Here is a 19,709-nt window from a genome sequence, read left to right as displayed (position 1 = left end):
CGAGCACCCCTTCGGACCCTGTACACTTTTTCTCGGCCGGTCAGGGAAACCAGGACAGCCGAACATGGTGGGTGTAGCTCAGCTGGTAGAGCACCTGGTTGTGGTCCAGGAAGTCGCGGGTTCAAGTCCCGTCACTCACCCCATTCACCTCAGCCGGTGACCTTGGAGACAAGGTCACCGGCTGAGGTCGTTTCAGGAACCGGACGCCTTGAGAAGGGCCCGTGCGGCCTTGCGGAAGGCCACGACCAGCCGGCTCCGCTCCTCAGCGCGGGTCGCGAGCACCACATGGGCCGGCTCGACACCGTGCAGCGGGACCGCGGTGACATCGGGGCGGAGCGTGCCGGCGCGAGGCAACGCCGTGATGGCCAGGGCCTGTCCGGAGGCCACGAGTTCGAACTTGTCCTCCAGGGCGGGGGCCAGGGGCCCGTCGGGTGCCGGGCGGCCGTCCGGGCGGGGGTCGATGCGCCAGTACGCGTTCCACACCGGGTCGGACACCCGGACCAGCGGCTCGTCGGCGATGTCGTCGAGGGTGACGGACTCCTTGCCCGCGAGACGGTGGCCGACCGGGAGCACCAGCGCCCGGGGCTCGTCGTAGAGGACCGTCACCTGCGCCCCGTCGGTCGGGAAGGGCAGCCGGGTCACCAGGACGTCGACCCTGAGCTCGGGCAGGACCGTCGTCCGCTCGGTCCAGTCGACGTGCGCGGTCCTGACGTCGGCGTCCGGGAAGCGCTCGCGCAGGGCGCGCACCGCCGGGGTGACGATGAGCCCCGCCGTGTACCCCACGGTGATCCGGCTCGGCTCTGCGGCCGCCCGGGCAAGGCTCGCCGCCTGGGCCGCCGATCGCAGCAGTGCCTTGGCCCGGGGCAGGAAGACCTCCCCCGCCTCGGTGAGCCGGCTCCCCTGTGGGGTGCGCTCCAGCAGCAACCGCGCGCCCAACTGCTGCTCGAGGCGGCGGATCTGCCGGCTCAGCGACGGCTGCGTGATGTGCAGCGCGTCGGCGGCCCGCCCGAAGTGCCGGTGCTCGGCGACGGCCGTGAAGTACCGGACCAGCCGGAGGTCGAGGTCGGTCATGCCTGAAGCGTACGACCAGATGCAGTGCTGTCTCTCGCCTCTAGCCGCTGTGAGCTGCGGTGATGCCTGATCCGTATTACGCCATGCGAAACAGGCTTTGGACTGCTGCGGCCCCGCCTCCGCACGCTGAGGAGGCACCTCTGAAGAGGTCACTCGTCACAGCGAAGGATTATCATGCGTGTATTTGTCACCGGTGCGACCGGATTCGTCGGTTCCGCCGTCACCCGTGAGCTGCTCGGCGCCGGGCACGAGGTCGTGGGCCTGGCCCGGTCGGAGCGGTCCGTCCAGGCGCTGAAGGCCTTGGGAGCGGAGGTGCATCGCGGGGACCTGACCGACCTCGACAGTCTGCGCCGGGGCGCCGAGGCGGCCGACGGGGTCGCCCACCTGGCGTTCATCCACGACTTCACCGACCTGATCGCCTCGGGAGAGGCTGATCTGAAGGCCATCGAGGCCATCGGCGAGGTGCTCGAAGGCACCGGCAAGCCCTTCGTGGTCACCTCGGGACTGCTGACCACGCCGGGGCGCATCGGCACCGAGGAGGACCCGGCCGACCCGGACTCCCCCGGCAAGCACCGGTACGCCTCGGAGCCCGCGACGCTCGCGCTCGCCGAGCGCGGGGTGAGTTCGTCGGTGCTCAGGCTTCCCCCGAGTGTGCACGGCGAGGGCGACACGGGCTTCGTGCCCATGTTCATCGACTTCGCGCGCGGCAAGGGCGTCTCGGCCATGGTGGGCGACGGCTCCAACCACTGGGCCGCCGTCCACCGGCTCGACGCGGCCCGGCTGTTCCGGCTGGCACTCGAGGCGGCGCCGGCGGGCGTACGGCTGCACGCGATCGGCGACGAGGCGGTGCCGTTCCGCGAGATCGCCGAGACGATCGGGCGGGGACTCGATGTGCCGGTCACGAGCGTGGCCCCCGAGGAGGCGACGGACCACTTCGGCTGGCTCGGCCACTTCGCCGCCGTCGACATCGGGGCCTCGAGCGCGCTCACACGAAAGCTGCTCGGCTGGCGGCCGGAACACCCCGCCCTGATCCCGGACCTGAAGTCCGGCCACTACTTCAGGACGGCCTGAGGCTCTCCGCGTCCAGCAGGGGGGCAGCCTCCTGAGCCCCCTCCGCCTCCAGCAGGGCAGGGGGTCAGGACGACGCCCGCTCCACCAGTTCCGTGGCCAGGACGACCTGCCTGCGTTCCAGTCCCCGGGAAACGGCCGGGCGGCGGTCGGCGATCTCCGTGAGGAGGAGGTCGATCATGTGGCGGCCCATCTCCTCGATGGGCTGGCGGACGCTGGTGAGGGGCGGGTCCATGTGGCGCGCTATGGCCGAGTCGTCGTAGCCGATCAGGGCCACGTCCGAGGGGATGCTCCGGCCCTCCTCGCGCAGGACCTGGCGGGCGCCGGCCGCCATGACGTCCGACCCGGCGAAGACCGCGTCCAGGTCGGGGCGGCGGGCCAGCAGCTTCGTCATCGCCCGGCGGCCGCCCTCCTCGGTGAAGTCGCCGGGCTCGATCAGCCGCTCGTCCACCTCATGGCCCGCGTCGTGCAGCGCGTCCCGGTAGCCGTCGACGCGCCGCTGGGCGCCGTACACGTCGAGGCGGCCGGTGATGTGCGCGATCGCGCGGCGGCCGCCGGCCAGCAGGTGCTCCACCGCCGAGCGGCCGCCGCCGTAGTTGTCGGAGTCCACGGAGGGGAGGGTTTCCGCGGCCGAGCGCGGGCCGCTGATCACCGCCGGGATCTCCAGCTGGGCCAGCAGGTCGGGGAGCGGGTCGTCGGCGTGGACCGACACCAGCAGGACGCCGTCGACCCGGTGTGCGGCCAGGTACTGGGCCAGTCGGCGGCGTTCGCGGTCGCTGCCCGCGAAGATCAGCAGGAGCTGCATCTCGGTCTCCGAGATCTCCGCGCCGACGCCCTTGAGCATGTCCGAGAAGTACGGCTCCGCGAAGAACCGGGTCTCCGGTTCGGGCACGACCAGCGCGATCGCGTCCGTGCGGTTGGCCGCCAGGGCGCGCGCGGCCGTGTTCGGGACGTACCCGAGCTCCGCCACCGCCGCCTCGACCGCCGCCCGGGTCGCGTCGCTGACCCGGGGCGAACCGTTGATCACCCGGGAAACGGTGCCCCGGCCCACGCCGGCGCGCGCGGCGACCTCTTCGAGGGTGGGCCGGCCACCGCTTCGACTCCGCGCTCCGTGGCTTGCCATGGGCCCCGCCTTCCCGACGTTTCTCTCAGCTGGCCTGGAATTTAACAGTCCCGCGCGTGGACGTGACTGCCGCGGGGGCTACCTCCACCGTGCCCCGCTCAGACCTGATCGGCCTGCCCCCCAACGCTGACAGCCTCGGTGGGCCGGTAACGGGCTGATAAGTCAGCCGCCCGCCGCTTGCGCGGCAAAGCTTGCGTTGCGGGCACCACTGGCGGTGATGCTTCGCCCGCGTTCAGCCGCCCCCGTCCGGGGCCGGCAGGGGCCACTGACCGAGCCCCTCTTCGCCACAACTCCCACGCACGGGCGCGGATGTTGCGGGAGCTGTTCCGGTCCGCGTGATCAACGAATCCGCAGGACCGGCACGCGAACCACGCCTGGGAGACGCGGTTCGCCTTGTCCACGTGGCCGCACTCGGCGCAGGTGCGCGAGGTGTACGCCGGATCGACGTGCACCACTGGCACACCCGCCCGGCGGGCCTTGTACGCGATGAACCTCCCCAACTGGGCGAAGGCCCAAGAGTGGAGCGTGGCCCGTTGGGGCTTACGAAGCCGTACCCGCTCGCGGATGCCCGTCAGATCCTCCAGGGCAATCCACGACCGGTGCTCCCCCACTGCCTTAAGGGCGAGGGAGGTGCCCCCAGCCTCGGCCACCACATGTTTCGCGATCTTGTGATTGATGTCCCGAGTCCGCCGCGCCTCCTTCCGGCGTCGACGCTGCGCGCGTCGTTTGGCGGACTTGGTGCCCTTCTCCTGAAGCTTCCTCCGCAGCGCGCGGTCACGGGCCCGTGAGCGGTTGAGCCGACGCCCGGACATGATCTCGCCGTCACTGGTGGTAGCGATGTTCACGATCCCCAGGTCGACTCCGAGGAAGTTCACAGGGCTGTCTTTGAGCGCCGCTTCCGGTACTTCGCACGTGGCCAGCGGGAACCAGGCATTGTCGCGGTGCACCAGGTCCGACTCGCCCCTGCGGTACCGGGACAGTGTGGCGAGTTGCTCAGGACCGCAAACGAAGGCGACGTCCTTGAGCCTGCCACGCGTCGTCCACACGGAGACGGTGCGCGCTTCCGTCTGCCAGGAGAGCATGCGGTCGTCGTAAGGTTGCGCAGATTCCGGACGGAACGCGAGGGGACGCTTCGCATCCCTCGGCTTCCGCTTCGGGTTTCTCTTGCCGGGACTGTGTGCGTTCAGGTTTGCATGCAGAACTGTGTATGCGTCGGCCGTCTTCTTGATCACGTGCTGGGCGGCCTGCGCGCCCAATCCCCACCGGCTCTTGAGCTCCGCGTAGCAGTGTTTGCGCAGTGTGAAGTTCTTGTACACCGAGCTCTCGAACGCCACCTCGGCCACCCATGAGGCGGCTTCGTTGCAGGCGCGCAGGATCGTCTCGAGAGCCGCCGCCTGAACAGGCGTCGGCAGGAGTTTGACCTGCACGACCGGCTTCACGACAAGGAAGCTATCGGCGCCACGACCACGTCGCATGAGAACAGATCAGCCTCCCTCGAATGAGTGATCGCCACCGCACAGTCCCCGTCCGTCCGCTTCGACGGCGCCACCCTCCGCAGCGGCCAAAGACCCGGCCCAGCGAAGGAAACATCTCAAAGCGATATCGCCCTGCACGCTCCCTTGACACCCTCGCTCCAACCCGCGAACCTTCAACACATCACGAGTGGGAGCGCTCCCACGGTACCTGACACATAAACATCCCGCACGTTCCCCGCCCGAGCCGCAGCAGTCAAGTAACGGGCCCAACAACGCAGTTGGCCGGGGGGTCGGCACGTCAGGGCAACAGGAGGACGCAATGCGAGCACGTACCCGAACCCACCGCAGGGTGGTGGTCCTCGCGGCCGTCGCGTCGCTGGGCGCCGGGCTGCTGGCCGGCTGTGCCGACGACGGCAACGACGGTGGTTCGTCGGACGGCGGCGGCAAGACCACGATCACCCTCGGTCTCTTCGGCACCCAGGGCTTCAAGGAGGCCGGGCTCTACAAGGAGTACGAGAAGCTCCACCCGGACATCAAGATCCAGGAGAACGTGGTCGAGCGGAACGAGAACTACTACCCGTCTCTCGTCAACCACCTCACCACCAACAGCGGCCTCCTGGACATACAGGCCATCGAGGTCGGCAACATCGCCGAGGTCGTCTCCACCAACGCGGAGAAGCTGGTGGACATGTCCAAGGTGGCCGGGGTGGACAAGAGCAAGTGGGTGGACTGGAAGTGGCAGCAGGCCACCACCAAGGACGGCCAGACCATCGGCCTCGGCACCGACATCGGCCCGATGGCGATCTGCTACCGCAAGGACCTCTTCCAGCAGGCCGGTCTCCCCACCGACCGCGAGGAGGTCGGCAAGCTGTGGGCGGGCGACTGGAACAAGCTCGTCAACGCCGGCGAGAACTACAAGAAGAAGGCCCCCGAGGGCACCACCTTCATGGACTCGCCCGGCGGTCTGCTCAACGCGATCGTCAGCAGTGAGAAGGACAAGTACTACGACGCCTCCGGCAAGGTCATCTACAAGTCGAACCCGGCCATCAAGAACGCCTTCGACCTGACCGCGAAGGCCGCCAAGGACGGGCTGGTCGGAAAGCAGACGCAGTTCCAGGCGGCCTGGGACACGACGATCGCCAAGAGCAAGTTCGCCGCGATCGCCTGCCCGCCGTGGATGCTCGGCTACCTCAAGGGCAAGTCGGCACCCGAGTCCGCCGGCAAGTGGGACGTGGCCGCCGCGCCCAAGTCCGGCAACTGGGGCGGCACCTTCCTGTCCGTGCCCAAGAGCGGCAAGCACGTGAAGGAGGCGGAGAAGCTGATCACCTGGCTGACCGCGCCGGAGCAGCAGGCCAAGCTCTTCAGCGTGCAGGGCAGCTTCCCGAGCTCGTCCGCCGCCTACGACCTGCCCCTGGTCACCGACGCGAAGAACACGATGACCGGTGACGCGCCCATCGGCAAGATCTTCGCCGAGGCCGCCAAGGCCATCCCGACGCAGGTGATCGGCCCGAAGGACCAGATCATCCAGCAGGGTCTGACCGACAACGGCGTCATCCTCGTCACGAAGGGCAAGTCGGCCAAGGAAGCCTGGGAGACGGCCACCAAGACCATCGACAACAACCTGGAGAAGTGACCGGTATGGCCACCCGGCACGACACCGCCGCGCTCCCCCTCAAGGAGGGGGGCGCGGCCCCGGGCCGCCCGCCCGCGGACGCCGTACCCAACGACCCCGACGGCAAGGACCAGCGGCGCCGGGCGCGGCTGTCCCGCCGCTGGCAGCGGGACATGCGCTGGAGCCCGTACGCCTTCGTCTCGCCGTTCTTCGTGCTGTTCCTCGCGTTCGGCCTGTTCCCGCTGATCTACACGGGCTGGGCCTCGCTGCACACGGTGGAACTGACCGATCCCACCGACATGCAGTGGGCCGGCATGCGCAACTACACCCGGATCTTCGACGACGACTTCTTCTGGAACGCGGCGAAGAACACCCTGACCATCGGCATCATCTCCACCGTCCCGCAGCTGGCGATGGCGATGGGCCTGGCGCACATCCTCAACTACAAGCTGCGCGCGTCGACCTTCTACCGGGTCGTGATGCTCGCGCCGTACGCGACCTCGATCGCCGCCGCCTCGCTGGTGTTCGTGCTGCTCTTCGGCCGCGACTACGGCATGATCAACTGGGCGCTGCACTTCGTCGGTGTCGACGCCATCGACTGGCAGAACGACAAGTGGGCCTCGCAGATAGCCGTCTCGTCGATCGTCATCTGGCGCTGGACCGGCTACAACGCGCTGATCTACCTGGCGGCGATGCAGGCGATCCCGCAGGACCTGTACGAATCGGCGGCCCTGGACGGGGCCAGCCGCTGGAAGCAGTTCCTCCATGTCACCCTGCCCTCGCTGCGGCCGACGATCCTGTTCACCGTCGTCGTCTCGACGATCGGGGCGAGCCAGGTGTTCGGCGAGCCGCTGCTGTTCGACGCCAACAAGGGCGCGTCCGGCGGCGCAGAGCACCAGTTCCAGACGCTCGGGCTGTATCTGTACGAGCAGGGCTGGGTGAACATGCACCTGGGCCGCGCCTCCGCGATCGCCTGGACGATGTTCCTGATCCTCATCCTGATCGGGATCATCAATTACGTCATCTCGCGCCGGCTGCGCGCCAGTAGTTAAGGAGACCGGCCGTGACGACGACCCTGACGAAACCCGCGGCGGACGCGGATCCCCAGCCCCCGAAGCGCGTACGCCGGCCCAAGTCGGCGCGTGCGGGCGGGCAGATGCACGCGGGGCCCATCGCGTACGTCATCCTCGCCCTGTTCACCATCGGCTCGCTGTTGCCGCTGGTGTGGACGGCGATCGCCGCCTCGCGCGACAACCAGCGGCTGGCGCAGACCCCGCCGCCGTTCTGGTTCGGCGGCAACCTCTTCCACAATCTCGACATCGCCTGGAACGACGCCAACCTGGGCGAGGCGTTCATCAACACCACGTTCGTGGCCGGTGTGTCGGCGCTGACCATCGTCTTCCTGTCCACGATCGCCGGGTTCGCCTTCGCCAAGCTGCGCTTCCGGGGCCGCGGCGCGATGATGCTGATCGTCATCGGCACGATGATGGTGCCGCCGCAGCTGAGCGTCATCCCGCTGTACATGATGGTCGCGAAGCTCGACTGGACGGACCAGCTCCAGGCGGTGATCCTCCCGTCGCTGGTGAGCGCGTTCGGGGTGTTCTTCATGCGGCAGTACCTGATCCAGGCGCTGCCGGACGAGATCATCGAGGCGGCCCGGGTGGACGGTGCGAGCAGCTGGCGGGTGGTGTGGCACGTCGTGTTCCCCGCCGCCCGGCCGGCGATGGCCGTCCTCGGCATGCTGATGTTCGTGCAGACGTGGAACGACTTCCTGTGGCCGTTCCTGGTGCTGACCCAGAACGGCAACCCGACTGTGCAGGTCGCGGTGGCACAGCTCGGCCGCGGCTACACGCCGGACCAGTCCCTGATCATGGCGGGCGCGCTGCTGGGCACGCTGCCGCTGCTGCTGGTCTTCGCGATCTTCGGCAAGCAGATCGTGGGCGGCATCATGCAGGGTGCCGTCAAGGGCTGACCTCGTACGTCTTGGGGATCTCGCTTCAGGGGGCCGGGGCACCGTCGCCTCGGCCCTCCCCCTCCCCTCCCCTCCCCCTCTACCAGTAGGTCTCACGACCTCTTATGGGAGCGCTTCCATGCTTGAGTCCGAAACGCCGGTGACCCCGGTGACCTTTCCCCCCGCCTTCCTGTGGGGAGCCGCGACCTCCGCCTACCAGATCGAGGGGGCGGTGCGGGAGGACGGCCGTACGCCCTCCATCTGGGACACCTTCAGCCACACGCCGGGCAAGACCGCGGGCGGCGAGCACGGTGACATCGCTGTCGACCACTACCACCGCTACCGCGACGACGTGGCGCTCATGGCCGACCTGGGCCTGACGGCGTACCGCTTCTCGATCTCCTGGTCCCGGGTGCAGCCGACCGGCCGCGGTCCCGCGGTCCAGCGGGGTCTGGACTTCTACCGCCGGCTGGTGGACGAGCTCCTCGCGCACGGCATCAAGCCGGCCGTGACCCTGTACCACTGGGACCTGCCCCAGGAGCTGGAGGACGCGGGCGGCTGGCCGGAGCGCGACACCGCGTACCGCTTCGCCGAGTACGCGCAGATCGTCGGGGAGGCGCTCGGCGACCGGGTCGAGCAGTGGATCACCCTCAACGAGCCCTGGTGCGCGGCCTTCCTGGGCTACGCCTCCGGGGTGCACGCGCCGGGCCGTACGGACCCCGCGGCCTCCCTGAAGGCGGCCCACACGCTCAACCTCGCGCACGGACTGGGCACTTCGGCCCTGCGCGCGTCGATGCCGGCCCGCAACTCGGTGGCGCTCAGCCTCAACTCCTCGGTCGTGCGGCCCTTCTCGCAGGACGCGGCGGACCTGGCGGCGGCGCAGAAGATCGACGACCTGGCCAACGGGGTCTTCCACGGGCCGATCCTGCACGGCGCGTATCCGCAGACGCTGTTCACGGCGACGGAGCTGATCACGGACTGGTCGTTCGTCGAGGACGGCGATCTCGCCCTGATCAACCAGCCCCTGGACGCGCTGGGCCTCAACTACTACACGCCCGCGCTGGTCTCGGCCGCCGACGCGGAGAGCAGCGCGCCGCGCGCCGACGGACACGGCAGCAGCGCGCACTCGCCGTGGCCCGGAGCGGACGACGTCACGTTCCACCAGACCCCCGGCGAGCGCACGGAGATGGGCTGGACGATCGACCCGACGGGCCTGCACGACCTGATCATGCGCTACACGCGCGAGGCGCCGGGTCTGCCGCTGTACATCACGGAGAACGGCGCGGCCTACGACGACAAGCCCGACCCCGACGGCCGTGTCCACGACCCCGACCGGATCGCCTACCTGCACGGCCACCTCGCCGCGGTCCGCCGCGCGATCGCCGACGGCGCGGACGTCCGCGGCTACTACCTGTGGTCCCTGCTGGACAACTTCGAGTGGGCCTACGGCTACGAGAAGCGCTTCGGCGCGGTCTACGTCGACTACACCACGCTGGAACGGACACCCAAGTCCAGCGCCCTCTGGTACGGCCGGGCGGCCCGCACGGGCGCACTCCCGGAGGTCCACAGCATCCAGTAGCCACTGCGAAGACGGGGGACGGGGGACGGGGGACGGGGGACGGGGGACGGGGGAAGGGGCGCGGCATCCGAGGGGGGTGCCGCGCCCCGGCGCTGTCCCTGTCACACCTCAGGTTCCAACCCCAGGTGCGCGAAGACGACGGCCCGGATCCGGAGGACGGCGACGGGGTCCAGGGCGGCGAGCACGGGGAGCGCGTGGGGCCAGCCGTCCGGGGTGAGGGCCTCCTTGAGGAGGGAACGAGCCCGGTGGAGGTCCGGACCGGTGGGAGACGGGTGGAGGAGGGAGGCCAGGCGGCGGGTGAGGAGGGTGAAGCGGGACGGGACCAGTGGGACCGGGACGCGGCCGCCGGGCAGCATTGACGCGTACGCCGCGAGGTCGGCGAGGGTCTTCGCGCCCTCCGCGCGCCGGGCCGTGGTCCGGGCCGCCTCGTGGTCCCCGAGCGCGGCATAGGCCAGGGCTGCTCCGCCCAGTGCCTGGCTGTCGGGCCACAGCGTCCGTTCGACCTCCGCCACCACATCGTCGAGCCGGCGCCGGGCGGCGGCAGTGCCGTCGGCTGCGACAGTCAACAGGCTGAGCAGAACCGCTCTCCTGCTCCGCTCATTTCCGTCGTAGTGCTCGTCCCGCAGGTCCAGGAGTCGTCTGAGGCGCGCAGCACGTTCGACGTCGTGGCCCCCGACGGCGACCAGCAGCGCCGCGACCGGGATCACGGGATCACCGCGCAGGTCACGGAGCCCGTCGTCCAGCAGGCGGCCCGCCAGCTCGGCGTCGTGCGGCCACAGACCCGCGGCGGCCTCGGTGCGACCTTCCAGCCGGTCGTGCCATCGTGAAATCCTGTCCTGCCGCGCGAGTTGCCCGAGGACGTCCTGAACGGTTTCGACCGCACCGGCCCATCCGAGTGCCTGGAGGGTGAAGACCGTGGTCGAGCCAAGTCCCCATCCCTCGTCGACCTCGTGAAACAGGTCGGCGGCACGCTCGGCGAGGCGCAGTGCTCGGTCGGGGTCGGTGTCCACGACGGCGAGGGACACGGTGGCGAGGCCCCAGGCACGTACCTGGGGCTCGGCGAGAGCCGACACGAGTCGCTCGGCCTCGTCGGCCCGCCCCGCGGTGGCGAGGGCACCCGCAAGGGCGGCAAGGTGTTCCTGGTCGACTCCAGGGGTCTGTACGGCCGCTGTCCGCGGACCGTGCTCCGCCAGGTGGAGGAGTTGCAGCGAGCGCTCCGGATCGTCGACGGCGAGATGGTCGGCGAGCGCGGCGAGCACCTCGGCCGTCTCCCACCATGACGGGTCGTCGAATGACGGGTAGTCCTGGGCGAGCAGCATGGCCACCAACTGCTCGGCGGCACCGGCTCTCGCCAGGAGTGTGACGACCCGCCGGGTGGAGTCGTCGATGTCGCCGTCGCTGAGACCCGTTTGCCTGGCCGCTTCGCGAGCTGCCCACGCGTCGGTGGTCACACCCCTGCGAGCCCAGCCCTCGGCGATCCCCGACCAGGTGACCCGTCGTACGCGTAGCCTGCCGGGGTCGCCGAGGGCGTCCGCGAGCCGGTGGGCATCTGTCATCCGGCCCAGGGCGACGAGAGTCCAGACGTCGCCACACGTCGCCTTTTCCCGGTCCGCGTGTTCGCCGTGTTCGCCGTGTTCGCCACTGCGCAGCTTGTTCGCGGCAAGTGAGGTCAGCCGTTCGGCCTCGTCGGGGAGCAGATCGCGCAGCGACTCGGCGGCGACTGCGTACATGTTCTCGAAGTCTGTCGCGTCACCGTGCCGGGCGAGCCTGCCCACGAGGTCGCGGATGCGCGCCACGGCCTCTGGGAAACCGCTCGCCGACCACCCCTCGGCGACACCTGCCAGAACGCGAATGCGATCCGGAAGAAATGCGATCTGCAGGGCGGATTTCTCCGCCAGCCGGAGCAGATCGGACGCGCCTTCCCGGTTCTGGAACACAGCCGCTGCCCTGACGAGGGACTCCACGAAGGCTTTGGCAACCGGACCGTCCTGCGGTCGGGGCCCTTCGACGAATCCGCGTGCGGCCTCTTCCTCTCGGCCCGCCAGCACCAGCGCGATCGCACGGGTGCCCTGCGTCGCCGCGGCGACGGTGTCGAGAAATCCGGCGGTCGGCCCTGTCCGATCCCGCTCCGTCAGCCGCACCCCTTCCTCCGCCAGTCCCATCGCCCGTCCGTCCCCGGCTTCCGCCAGGACGCGGGCCACCCCGATCACCGCACGGGCCCGGTGCTCGGGCCGGAAGACACTGTGCGCCAGACCGATCGCCTGCCGCACCCGGCCGAGCCGCGCGTACACCGCCGGAATGTCCGGATGCAGCGACTCGTTGCGCCGCGCCACCAAGTCCCCGACCGCCGCGAGCGACCCCAGCGCCCCCAAGTCGTCCGGCGTGACCCGCAGCACCGTCTCTCTGGCCGCCGCGATCTCCGCGAGGCAGGCCGCGTCGCTGCCCGTGGCCTCCCGGAGTCGATCCCGCCGCCGGGGGTCCATGGCGAGCGCGGTGACCCGGTCGGCATCCTGGAGGAACGCGACGATGCGGCCGTACGGCTGAAGCAGATACAGCGGGGTGTCCTCGGGCCAGCCCCGGGCCTCGTACGTGCGCGCCCATACGTGCAACCGCTCCCAGTACGCCTCCACGTCCGGCCCGAGTTCGGTCTGGGCGGCGACGAGGAGCGTCTCGTGGGCGAAGAGGTAACCACGGTTGGTCGTGTACAGCGTCACGTCGCCGTCGCCGGAGCTCTCGAAGCCGCCGCCGCGCAGCCGCAGGATGCGACCGAAGACGCTGCCGAGTCTGTGGCGCAGCTCGTAGTTCGGTTCGCCCGTCAGTTCGCGCAGATCGTCCACCGTGAGAGTGCCCCGAGCGGCCGTGAGCAGACCGACCACGTCCCGCTCCAACCGGTCTCCGGCCAGCGCCCGTTGAAGGTCGTACTTGGCCTCGTGCTCGGTGTGGCGGGCCGCTGCCGAGGTGGCGAGCCGCACAACCGGACAGTGACGCAGCGGATGTGCCCCGCCGACATCCGAGGGGATGCCGGGGCTCGGCCGACTCGTCACCAGAACCCGGACGTTCGGCGGGAGACGCTCTGGCAGCAGTGAGGCGATGCTCGTGCCCGTACCACCCGGCACCCGGGACTGGTCCTCGTCCAGGCCGTCGACGACCAGCAGCAGCGTGCCGCCGTCCTCGGCGACCCGTTCTGCCGCCTGTTTCAGCAGCAGCCGGCGCTCACCGTCCCTGGCCACCGCCGACCCCGTCGTGACCGGTTCACGACCCGCGATCGCCGCGAGTTGGTCGATGACCGCCGCCGTGTAGGCGTCGCCGTCGGACTGGCCGGCGTACCGCGCGGTGATGAAGAAACACACCGGCACGATCCCGCGCGGCGGATGCAGTGCGAACCATGCGGCGAGGGCTGTCTTGCCTGCCCACGGCCTGCCCTGGAGCCAGAGATACGGCTCCGACCCGCCGCAGAAAGTGACCAGATCCGCCAGATCTTCCTCGCGCTCCTCCAGCAACTCCGGTCCGATGTCCGCGAGTTGGGCACGGTAGATCTCCTGCACGAGGCCACGGCGGCCACCCGGCACCGGGGACGGCAGCCTGCTGAGGTCCGCTTCCAGTAACCGTGACAGAACCGCCAGCTCTGTCATGCCCAGAGCTTCCGCCCACCGGTCCACCCGCCCCGCCGCGATCCGCCCCGTCCCCTCTCTGCGGTGATGCCGACTGACAACACCGACCAGGTGACCGCCGCTGAAGACGGCCGCGCCGGACATCCCCTCCCACGCGTCTCTGTCGGGATCCGGGTCCTCGGTGGGCGGTGCGGCAATCCTCAGGTCCAGGGTGCCCTCGCGCCGGTTGGCCAGCACGGCGCACCGCGCGTCGATGTGTTCGGCGTCCCGGAAGCGCCGACCTGCCGCGTCCGTGCGGAGCTTGAAACGAGGGAACCCCATGGCCGTGCAGACGAGCACCGCGTCGTGGTCACCGAGTCCGCCGTAGGAAACGGGCGGGATCTCATCGTCCATGAAGCCGTGAAGTGTCAGGACGGCGACGTCGATGCCGTCGTGCGTCCAGGAGACGGTCGCGTGGACGATCAGCTCCTCCGGCCGGGCCGCCTGGAAACGGACCTGGATACGGTCGGCGCCCGCCACGACGTGCGCGGCCGTGAGCACCCGTCCGTTGCCGACGAGGTAGCCCGAGCCACGGCGGCGCCCGCCGGGCGGTCCGACGATGATCTCCGCGGCCCGTTCCGGCCGCAGCCCCCGCTCAGATCTCGTCGTCAACCTCGTCACCCGTGATCAGAGCCGTCCCCGCCGAACCCCCGCCCGGCGCCACGACCTTGGGGGTGAGCGTCAGCGTGATCCGCTGTGTCTCGGCATGCCCGTACGTGCCGCTCGCCCCGGCGTCGACGACCCACAGCTTCACCTTCGCGTCCCCGCCCGACTCCCGGGTGACGGCGACGGACGCCTCTACCTCCACAGGGCCCAACTCGAAGCGGAGCATCCTGCCGTCCGCGTCCGCGAGAGCGGTCGTCAGCTGCTCCCGCAGCTCTCGGATCATGTCGGCCAGTTCGATCACGGGTCCCCCTTGCGCGGTGCTGCTCAGATGCTACAAGTCTCCGATCCGCGCACCGGCTGCGAGCACGAGCTGTACGACGACAAGGCGCACCTGCTCCCCGCAGAGCTTGGACATGCCGTCGACATCACAGGTGAGCCTGACCACCGGCCGACGCCGGCGCAGCGCCATCTCCGCGATGACGGCATCGATCGCGTACACGTCCGTCGATGGCCGGCCTCGATGACGGTGAGCGCGCTGATCACCACTTCCATGCCGCGCTCGCGCGCTTCGGCGACCGGGGCCGCGACCGGCTCCGATTCGCCGACAGGCTTCGAAAGGCCTCACAGCCAAGAACGAGTGTGCCTTCGTGGCTCAGCTTGCGGCGGGCCGCTGCCCCCCTCGGCGAAGACCTCGTCGAAGACGCGCCGGGCCCGCTCCTGTTCCTGCTCGGAGATCGGACCCTTGCGGTGCTCGTAGTCCGCCAGGTACTCATCGAGGAGCCGGCCGCGCAGCTCACGCTTCACGGCCTCCGTGAGGAAGGCGGAGAACTCGCGCTTGCCGACCCGTTGACGGATCGCCTCGGCCGTCCCCTCCGGGAGGGAAGGGCTCACCCGGGTGGCAGGCCCTTCGCCGATGCCGTACGAGGTGTCGCTCATGAGGGCTGGATCATCAAAGAATAGGAATCCGGCCCTGAGCATTCATCCGCGTGACTCCCTGACCACCACGACGTCTCCCGCCGGGATGGTCACCTTGCCGTCCTCGGCCGGCTTGCCCGAGAGCAGGTCCGTGGCTTCGGCCGAGACCTCTACCTCGGCCTGCCGGTCACCGTGGTTGATCAGGAAGAGGTAGTCCGCGTCCTCGCCCCGGCGCAGCACCGCCTCGACCCCCTCGGGTGTCCGGCGCACCGGCTCCACGCCCGCCTCGGTGCGGATGCGGTCCAGCAGGGCGGCGAGGGTGTCGGGGTCCGGGTGGGTGGCCAGGTACCAGGCCACGCCCTCGCCGTAGGTGTGCCGGGTCACCGCGGGGACGCCGGGCAGGGGGCCGTCGCCGTACGACGCCACCGCGTCCGCGCCGGCCAGGCGGACCCGCTCCGTCCACAGGGACGCCGTACCGCCGCCGTCGAGGGTCACCGTCTCGCCGGGCAGCAACGGGAACAGTTCGTCCGTGCCGACGCCGAGTGCCTCGCGGAAGGCGCCCGGGTAACCGCCCAGGCGGATATGACAGTTGGCGTCGACGGCCCCGCTGTGGAAGCCGACCACCAGAGTGCCGCCGCCCGACGCGAAGCCGGTCAGGTTCTCCGCGCCCTCGTCGTCGACGAGGTAGAGGGCGGGGGCGAGGACGAGGCGGTACGCCGACAGGTCCGCCGACGGATGCACGAAGTCCACCGCCACGCCGGAGCGCCACAGCGGCTCGTACCAGGAGCGGACCATGTCCAGGTAGCGGACCGACTCGCTGGGCTGGGAGGGGAGTTCGAGGGCCCAGCGGGCGTTCCAGTCCCAGACGACGGCGACCGAGGCGGGGCTGGTGCTGCCGCGTACCTCCGCCAGCGCCTTCAGGTCCGCGCCCAACGCCACCACGTCACGCCAGATCTGGCTGTCGGTGCCGGTGTGCGGGAGCATCGCGGAGTGCCACTGTTCGGCGCCCGCCTTCGCGGCCCGCCACTGGAAGTAGGCGATGCCGTCGGCGCCTCGGGCGACGTGCCCCAGAGCGTTGCGGCGCAACTCACCTGGACCCTTGGCCCTGTTGACCGGCTGCCAGTTCACCGCGCCCGTCGAGTGCTCCATCAGCAGCCACGGGCCGCCCGCCAGCGAGCGGACCAGATCGCCGCTGAGCGCGATGTCGACCTGTGACTCCGGGTCGGTGGAGCGCAGGTAGTGGTCGTTGGAGACGATGTCCAGCTCCGGCGCCCACCGCCAGTAGTCCAGCGCGTCGAAGGCGAACATCACCATGAAGTTGGTGGTGGCCGGCACCGAGGGCGCGGCCTCCCGCAGCACCTCGCGCTCCGCCTTGTACAGCGACAGCAGTGCGTCGCTGCAGAAGCGCCGCCAGTCCAGCTGGTGGGTCGGGTTGGGCACGGCACCGGTGGCGCGGGGCGGGATGATCTCGTCCCAGTCGTAGTACCACTGGCTCCAGAAGGTCGTGCCCCAGGCGTGGTTGAGGGCGTCCAGGTCTTCGTACCGGGATCGCAGCCAGTCCCGGAACGCCTCCGCGCTCGTCTCGCAGTAGCACTCCGCGTTGTGGCAGCCGTACTCGTTGTGGATGTGCCACATCACCACGGCCGGGTGGTCGGCGTACCGCTCCCCGAGCACCCGGGCGATCCGCAGGGCGGCCTCGCGGTAGGCGGGGCTGGAGGGGCAGAACGTCTGGCGGCTGCCGTACGACAGTCTCCTGCCGTCCTTGTCGACCGGCAGTGCCTCCGGGTGCTCGCGGAAGAACCAGGCCGGCGGGGCCGCGGTCGGTGTCGCCAGGTCGGCGGCGATGCCGTTTTCGTGGAGCAGGGCGAGGATCTTGTCGAGGCGCGAGAAGTCGTACTGGCCCTCGCGGGGTTCCAGGAGCGCCCACGCGAAGATGTTGACGCTGACCATGTTCACGCCCGCCTCGCGCATGAGGCGTACGTCCTCGGCCCACACCTCCTCGGGCCACTGCTCGGGGTTGTAGTCGCCGCCGTAGGCGATGCCCTCGGGGATCATCGGTCAACTCCGGTGAGAAGGCGGCGTGTTGTCTCCACGCCCCACGGGTCCAGGGACAACAGGCGGTCGCTGGAGGCCATCAGACCGCCCACCGCCTCCACGTGGGCCGCCCAGCGCTCGCGGGTCTCCACGGCCGGGCGGGCCATCAGGCAGTCGGGGTCGTTGACCCAGAGCCGGCCGTGCTGCCACTGGCGGCCGACGCCGGTGAACTCGGCCGGGTCCTGGCCCGGCTGGCTGTAGTCGTCCGCCTCGGGGCGCCGGTGCGGGGCCGTGTCGGGGCTGACCCGCATCGCGTCGAACAGGCCGATGGAGGGCAGGATCGGCGCTCCGCAGCCCAGCAGGTACGCCTCGGAACCGATCGCCTCGCGGATCAGCCGGATGCCGTCCCGATAGGCCGTGAGCGCGTCCGCGCTGGAATGCCGTACGCCTTCCAGCGCCCCCGCGTACAGGAAGTCGACCTTGAAGTAGTCGTAGCCCTCGGACACCAGGGTCCGGAAGACCGACGCCAGGTACTGCGCCGCCTCGGGGTGGGTGGTGTCCAGGACGTACAGGTCGTGGCCCCAGTTGCGGCCGGCGTGCAGGAAGCCTCCGTCGAGGTCCTGGACCAGCCAGTCGGGGTGCTCGGCGGCCAGGTCACTGGCCGGGTCGACCAGGAAGGGGGCCGTCCAGATGCCGGCGCGACGGCCCCGCGCCCGGATCGCGTCGGCGATGCCCGCGCGGGAGCGGAAGCGGCCGGAGAGGGTGAGCCAGTCGCCGAGGGCCTTCTGGTAGCCGTCGTCGATCTGTACGACGTCGACGGGCAGGTCGAGGGTGTCCATCGCACGGAGGTTCTCGTGGATGTCGTCCTCGGTGACGCCGGTGAAGTACTCGTACCAGGAGCACCAGACGGTGGGCGCCGGGCGGGGGGCCTCGACCCCGAGTCCGGCGGCCCACTCGGCCAGCACCGACTGGATGCCGGTCCCCGTGAACTCCTTCACCGCACCGTCGGCGGAGATCTCCGCCACGGAGCCTTCGGCGACCAGGCGGATCGACGGGACCTCGTGCAGCGGGTCCGTCGCCGCCCACAGCCGTACCGGCGAGCCGTCGCCCGGGTCGAGCGCCAGCAGGCCCTCGCCCTGGAAGGTGCCTTCGGGGACGGTGGCGCCCGGCCGGTAGCAGACCGTCGCCCAGTTGTCGTTCGTCGGGCGGTACGGCTTGTCGCCGAGCGCGTACGCGCCGCTGGGGCTCCAGGACTGCCAGCCCTCCTCGTGGACGCGGGCCCTGCCGGGATCCACGGGCACGGAGGTGAGCGGGGTGAAGGGGTGGGGCACGGAGGTTCTCTCTCAGATGAGGGCGGTCAGCCCTTGTTGGCGCCGAGGGTCAGTCCGCTGACGAACTGGCGCTGGAGCACGAAGTAGACGATCAGGGTGGGGATCGCGGTGAGGAGGGCGCCGGCGGCGACGAGGTTGGGGTCGGTGAAGTACTGGCCGGAGAGGTTGTTCAGGGCCGAGGTGATCGGCATGTTCTCGCCGGTGGAGATCAGCACGATGGCCCAGAAGAAGTCGTTGTAGATCCAGATGGACAACAACGTGCCCAGCGCGGCCATCGCGGGCTTGCACAGCGGCAGCACGATCTGCCAGTACATCCGCCACACCGAGGCGCCGTCGACGAGGGCGGCCTCGGTGAGCTCGTGCGGCAGCATCCGCATGTAGTTGCTGAGCACGAAGGCGCAGAACCCCGACTGGAACGCCACATGGATGAGGACCAGGCCGAGGGCGGAGTCGTAGAGCTTGCCGCTCATGGTGATGCCGGGCAGGTCGATGAGCAGGTACATGCGGTACAGCGGGGTGATGATGACCTGCTGGGGCAGCAGGTTGCCGGCGGTGAAGACCAGCAGCAGCGCGATGTTGAGGCGGAAGTCGAAGCGGGAGACGTAGAAGGCGACCATCGACGACAGCAGCAGGGTGACCAGCACGGCCGGCACCGCGATCAGCAGCGTGTTGCCGAAGTAGTGCAGCATGTCGGACTGCGTGAAGGCGTTCTTGAAGTTGTCGAAGTTGAGCGTGTCCGGCCAGGACACGTACCCCTTCGCGCTGGTCTCGCTGTAGGGCCTGAGGGCGGCGAACACGGCCCACAGCAGCGGGGCGAGCCAGGCCAGCGAGGTGCCGATCAGGAAGACGTGCAGCAGGATCCGGGCCGGGCGCAGCGGGGTGCGCTGCTTGGCGTCCGTGACGGGTGCACCGGTGGTGGGCGCGGCGGCGCTCAGGGTGCTCATGCGCTGCGCTCCTTGCGGAAGGTCGAGATCAGGTACGGGATGATGACCGCGAGGGAGATCACCAGCAGGACCACCGCGATCGCCGAGCCGTAACCGATGCGGCTGGACTCGCCGATGATGTTGTTGGTGATCAGGATCGACAGCAGCTCGGTGCCCTGGGCGCCCTTGTTGAAGACGAACACCAGGTCGAAGGCGCGCAGGGATTCGATGATGGTGACGACCAGGACGACGGTGTTGGTGGGGCGCAGGGTGGGGAAGATGACGTTCTTGAACGTCTGCCACTCGTTCGCGCCGTCCAGCGAGGACGCCTCCCGCAGCGAGGGGTCCACGCCCTTCAGCCCGGCCAGGTA

Annotated in this window: 16 protein-coding genes and 1 tRNA gene; 6 read left to right on the top strand and 11 right to left on the bottom strand. The window is 69.9% G+C overall.

The genetic code is table 11. The annotated features are described in order from the left end of the window. The first annotated feature begins 67 nt into the window (after window positions 1–67). Window positions 68–143 (top strand) — tRNA-His (locus ACFVYN_RS27090). A 49-nt stretch (window positions 144–192) separates the two neighbouring features. Here the strand turns inward: ACFVYN_RS27090 and ACFVYN_RS27085 are convergent. Continuing rightward, window positions 193–1,071: a LysR family transcriptional regulator gene (locus ACFVYN_RS27085; protein WP_390002672.1), complete on the bottom strand. Its 879-nt coding sequence runs from the start codon at window positions 1,069–1,071 to the stop codon at window positions 193–195. A 174-nt stretch (window positions 1,072–1,245) separates the two neighbouring features. On the opposite strand from ACFVYN_RS27085, the gene ACFVYN_RS27080 reads away from it, so the two are divergent. Further along, window positions 1,246–2,142, top strand: a complete 897-nt coding sequence (locus ACFVYN_RS27080) for an SDR family oxidoreductase (protein WP_390002670.1) — start codon at window positions 1,246–1,248, stop codon at window positions 2,140–2,142. A gap of 64 nt (window positions 2,143–2,206) precedes the next feature. Here ACFVYN_RS27080 and ACFVYN_RS27075 read toward each other — a convergent pair whose 3' ends face one another. Together ACFVYN_RS27075 and ACFVYN_RS27070 are read right to left on the bottom strand one after the other, a co-directional pair. Continuing rightward, the gene (locus tag ACFVYN_RS27075) at window positions 2,207–3,262 is read right to left on the bottom strand and encodes a LacI family DNA-binding transcriptional regulator (protein ID WP_390002668.1); all 1,056 of its coding nucleotides are present in this window, start codon (window positions 3,260–3,262) and stop codon (window positions 2,207–2,209) included. A gap of 98 nt (window positions 3,263–3,360) precedes the next feature. Further along, window positions 3,361–4,701, bottom strand: a complete 1,341-nt coding sequence (locus ACFVYN_RS27070) for an RNA-guided endonuclease InsQ/TnpB family protein (protein WP_390002666.1) — start codon at window positions 4,699–4,701, stop codon at window positions 3,361–3,363. A gap of 355 nt (window positions 4,702–5,056) precedes the next feature. Here ACFVYN_RS27070 and ACFVYN_RS27065 point away from each other — a divergent pair, with 355 nt between their 5' ends. The 4 genes from ACFVYN_RS27065 (at window position 5,057) to ACFVYN_RS27050 (ending at window position 9,879) form a co-directional block, all read left to right on the top strand. Next, window positions 5,057–6,370 carry an ABC transporter substrate-binding protein gene (locus tag ACFVYN_RS27065; RefSeq protein ID WP_390002664.1) on the top strand — a complete coding sequence of 438 codons (1,314 nt, stop codon included), beginning with the start codon at window positions 5,057–5,059 and terminating at the stop codon, window positions 6,368–6,370. Window positions 6,371–6,375: 5 nt separating this feature from the next. Beyond that, window positions 6,376–7,401: a carbohydrate ABC transporter permease gene (locus ACFVYN_RS27060; RefSeq protein WP_390002789.1), complete on the top strand. Its 1,026-nt coding sequence runs from the start codon at window positions 6,376–6,378 to the stop codon at window positions 7,399–7,401. Window positions 7,402–7,412: 11 nt separating this feature from the next. Continuing rightward, complete coding sequence (locus ACFVYN_RS27055) at window positions 7,413–8,321, top strand: carbohydrate ABC transporter permease (RefSeq protein WP_390002662.1); 909 nt, start codon at window positions 7,413–7,415, stop codon at window positions 8,319–8,321. A 118-nt stretch (window positions 8,322–8,439) separates the two neighbouring features. Then, on the top strand, window positions 8,440–9,879 hold the full coding sequence (locus ACFVYN_RS27050) for a GH1 family beta-glucosidase (RefSeq protein ID WP_390002660.1): 1,440 nt from the start codon (window positions 8,440–8,442) through the stop codon (window positions 9,877–9,879). 101 nt (window positions 9,880–9,980) lie between these two features. On the opposite strand, the gene ACFVYN_RS27045 is transcribed toward ACFVYN_RS27050, so the two are convergent. The 8 genes from ACFVYN_RS27045 to ACFVYN_RS27010 form a co-directional block, all read right to left on the bottom strand. Then, complete coding sequence (locus ACFVYN_RS27045; protein ID WP_390002657.1) at window positions 9,981–14,141, bottom strand: trypsin-like peptidase domain-containing protein; 4,161 nt, start codon at window positions 14,139–14,141, stop codon at window positions 9,981–9,983. Then, window positions 14,125–14,436 (bottom strand): trypco2 family protein, encoded by a 312-nt coding sequence (locus ACFVYN_RS27040; protein WP_390002656.1) that lies wholly within the window; start codon window positions 14,434–14,436, stop codon window positions 14,125–14,127. Before ACFVYN_RS27040 ends, ACFVYN_RS27045 begins: the two co-directional genes overlap by 17 nt. Window positions 14,437–14,466: 30 nt before the next feature. Beyond that, complete coding sequence (locus ACFVYN_RS27035; protein WP_390002654.1) at window positions 14,467–14,634, bottom strand: hypothetical protein; 168 nt, start codon at window positions 14,632–14,634, stop codon at window positions 14,467–14,469. Between the two features lie 122 nt (window positions 14,635–14,756). Then, a complete protein-coding gene (locus tag ACFVYN_RS27030) occupies window positions 14,757–15,071 on the bottom strand; it encodes a hypothetical protein (RefSeq protein WP_390002653.1) in 315 nt (104 codons plus the stop codon). A gap of 42 nt (window positions 15,072–15,113) precedes the next feature. Further along, window positions 15,114–17,105 (bottom strand): beta-galactosidase, encoded by a 1,992-nt coding sequence (locus tag ACFVYN_RS27025; protein WP_390002652.1) that lies wholly within the window; start codon window positions 17,103–17,105, stop codon window positions 15,114–15,116. Beyond that, complete coding sequence (locus ACFVYN_RS27020; protein ID WP_390002649.1) at window positions 17,102–18,415, bottom strand: glycoside hydrolase family 36 protein; 1,314 nt, start codon at window positions 18,413–18,415, stop codon at window positions 17,102–17,104. The genes ACFVYN_RS27025 and ACFVYN_RS27020 overlap by 4 nt, the downstream gene beginning before the upstream one ends. Window positions 18,416–18,441: 26 nt before the next feature. Beyond that, window positions 18,442–19,359 carry a carbohydrate ABC transporter permease gene (locus ACFVYN_RS27015; protein WP_390002647.1) on the bottom strand — a complete coding sequence of 306 codons (918 nt, stop codon included), beginning with the start codon at window positions 19,357–19,359 and terminating at the stop codon, window positions 18,442–18,444. Then, window positions 19,356–19,709: carbohydrate ABC transporter permease (locus tag ACFVYN_RS27010; RefSeq protein WP_390002645.1), on the bottom strand; the 354-nt coding region annotated here is incomplete at its 5' end. The genes ACFVYN_RS27015 and ACFVYN_RS27010, both read right to left, overlap by 4 nt.

Source organism: Streptomyces sp. NPDC058307, from assembly GCF_042880295.1.
Taxonomy (GTDB): Bacteria; Actinomycetota; Actinomycetes; order Streptomycetales; family Streptomycetaceae; genus Streptomyces.
This window is presented reverse-complemented; position numbering and strand designations above follow the sequence as displayed.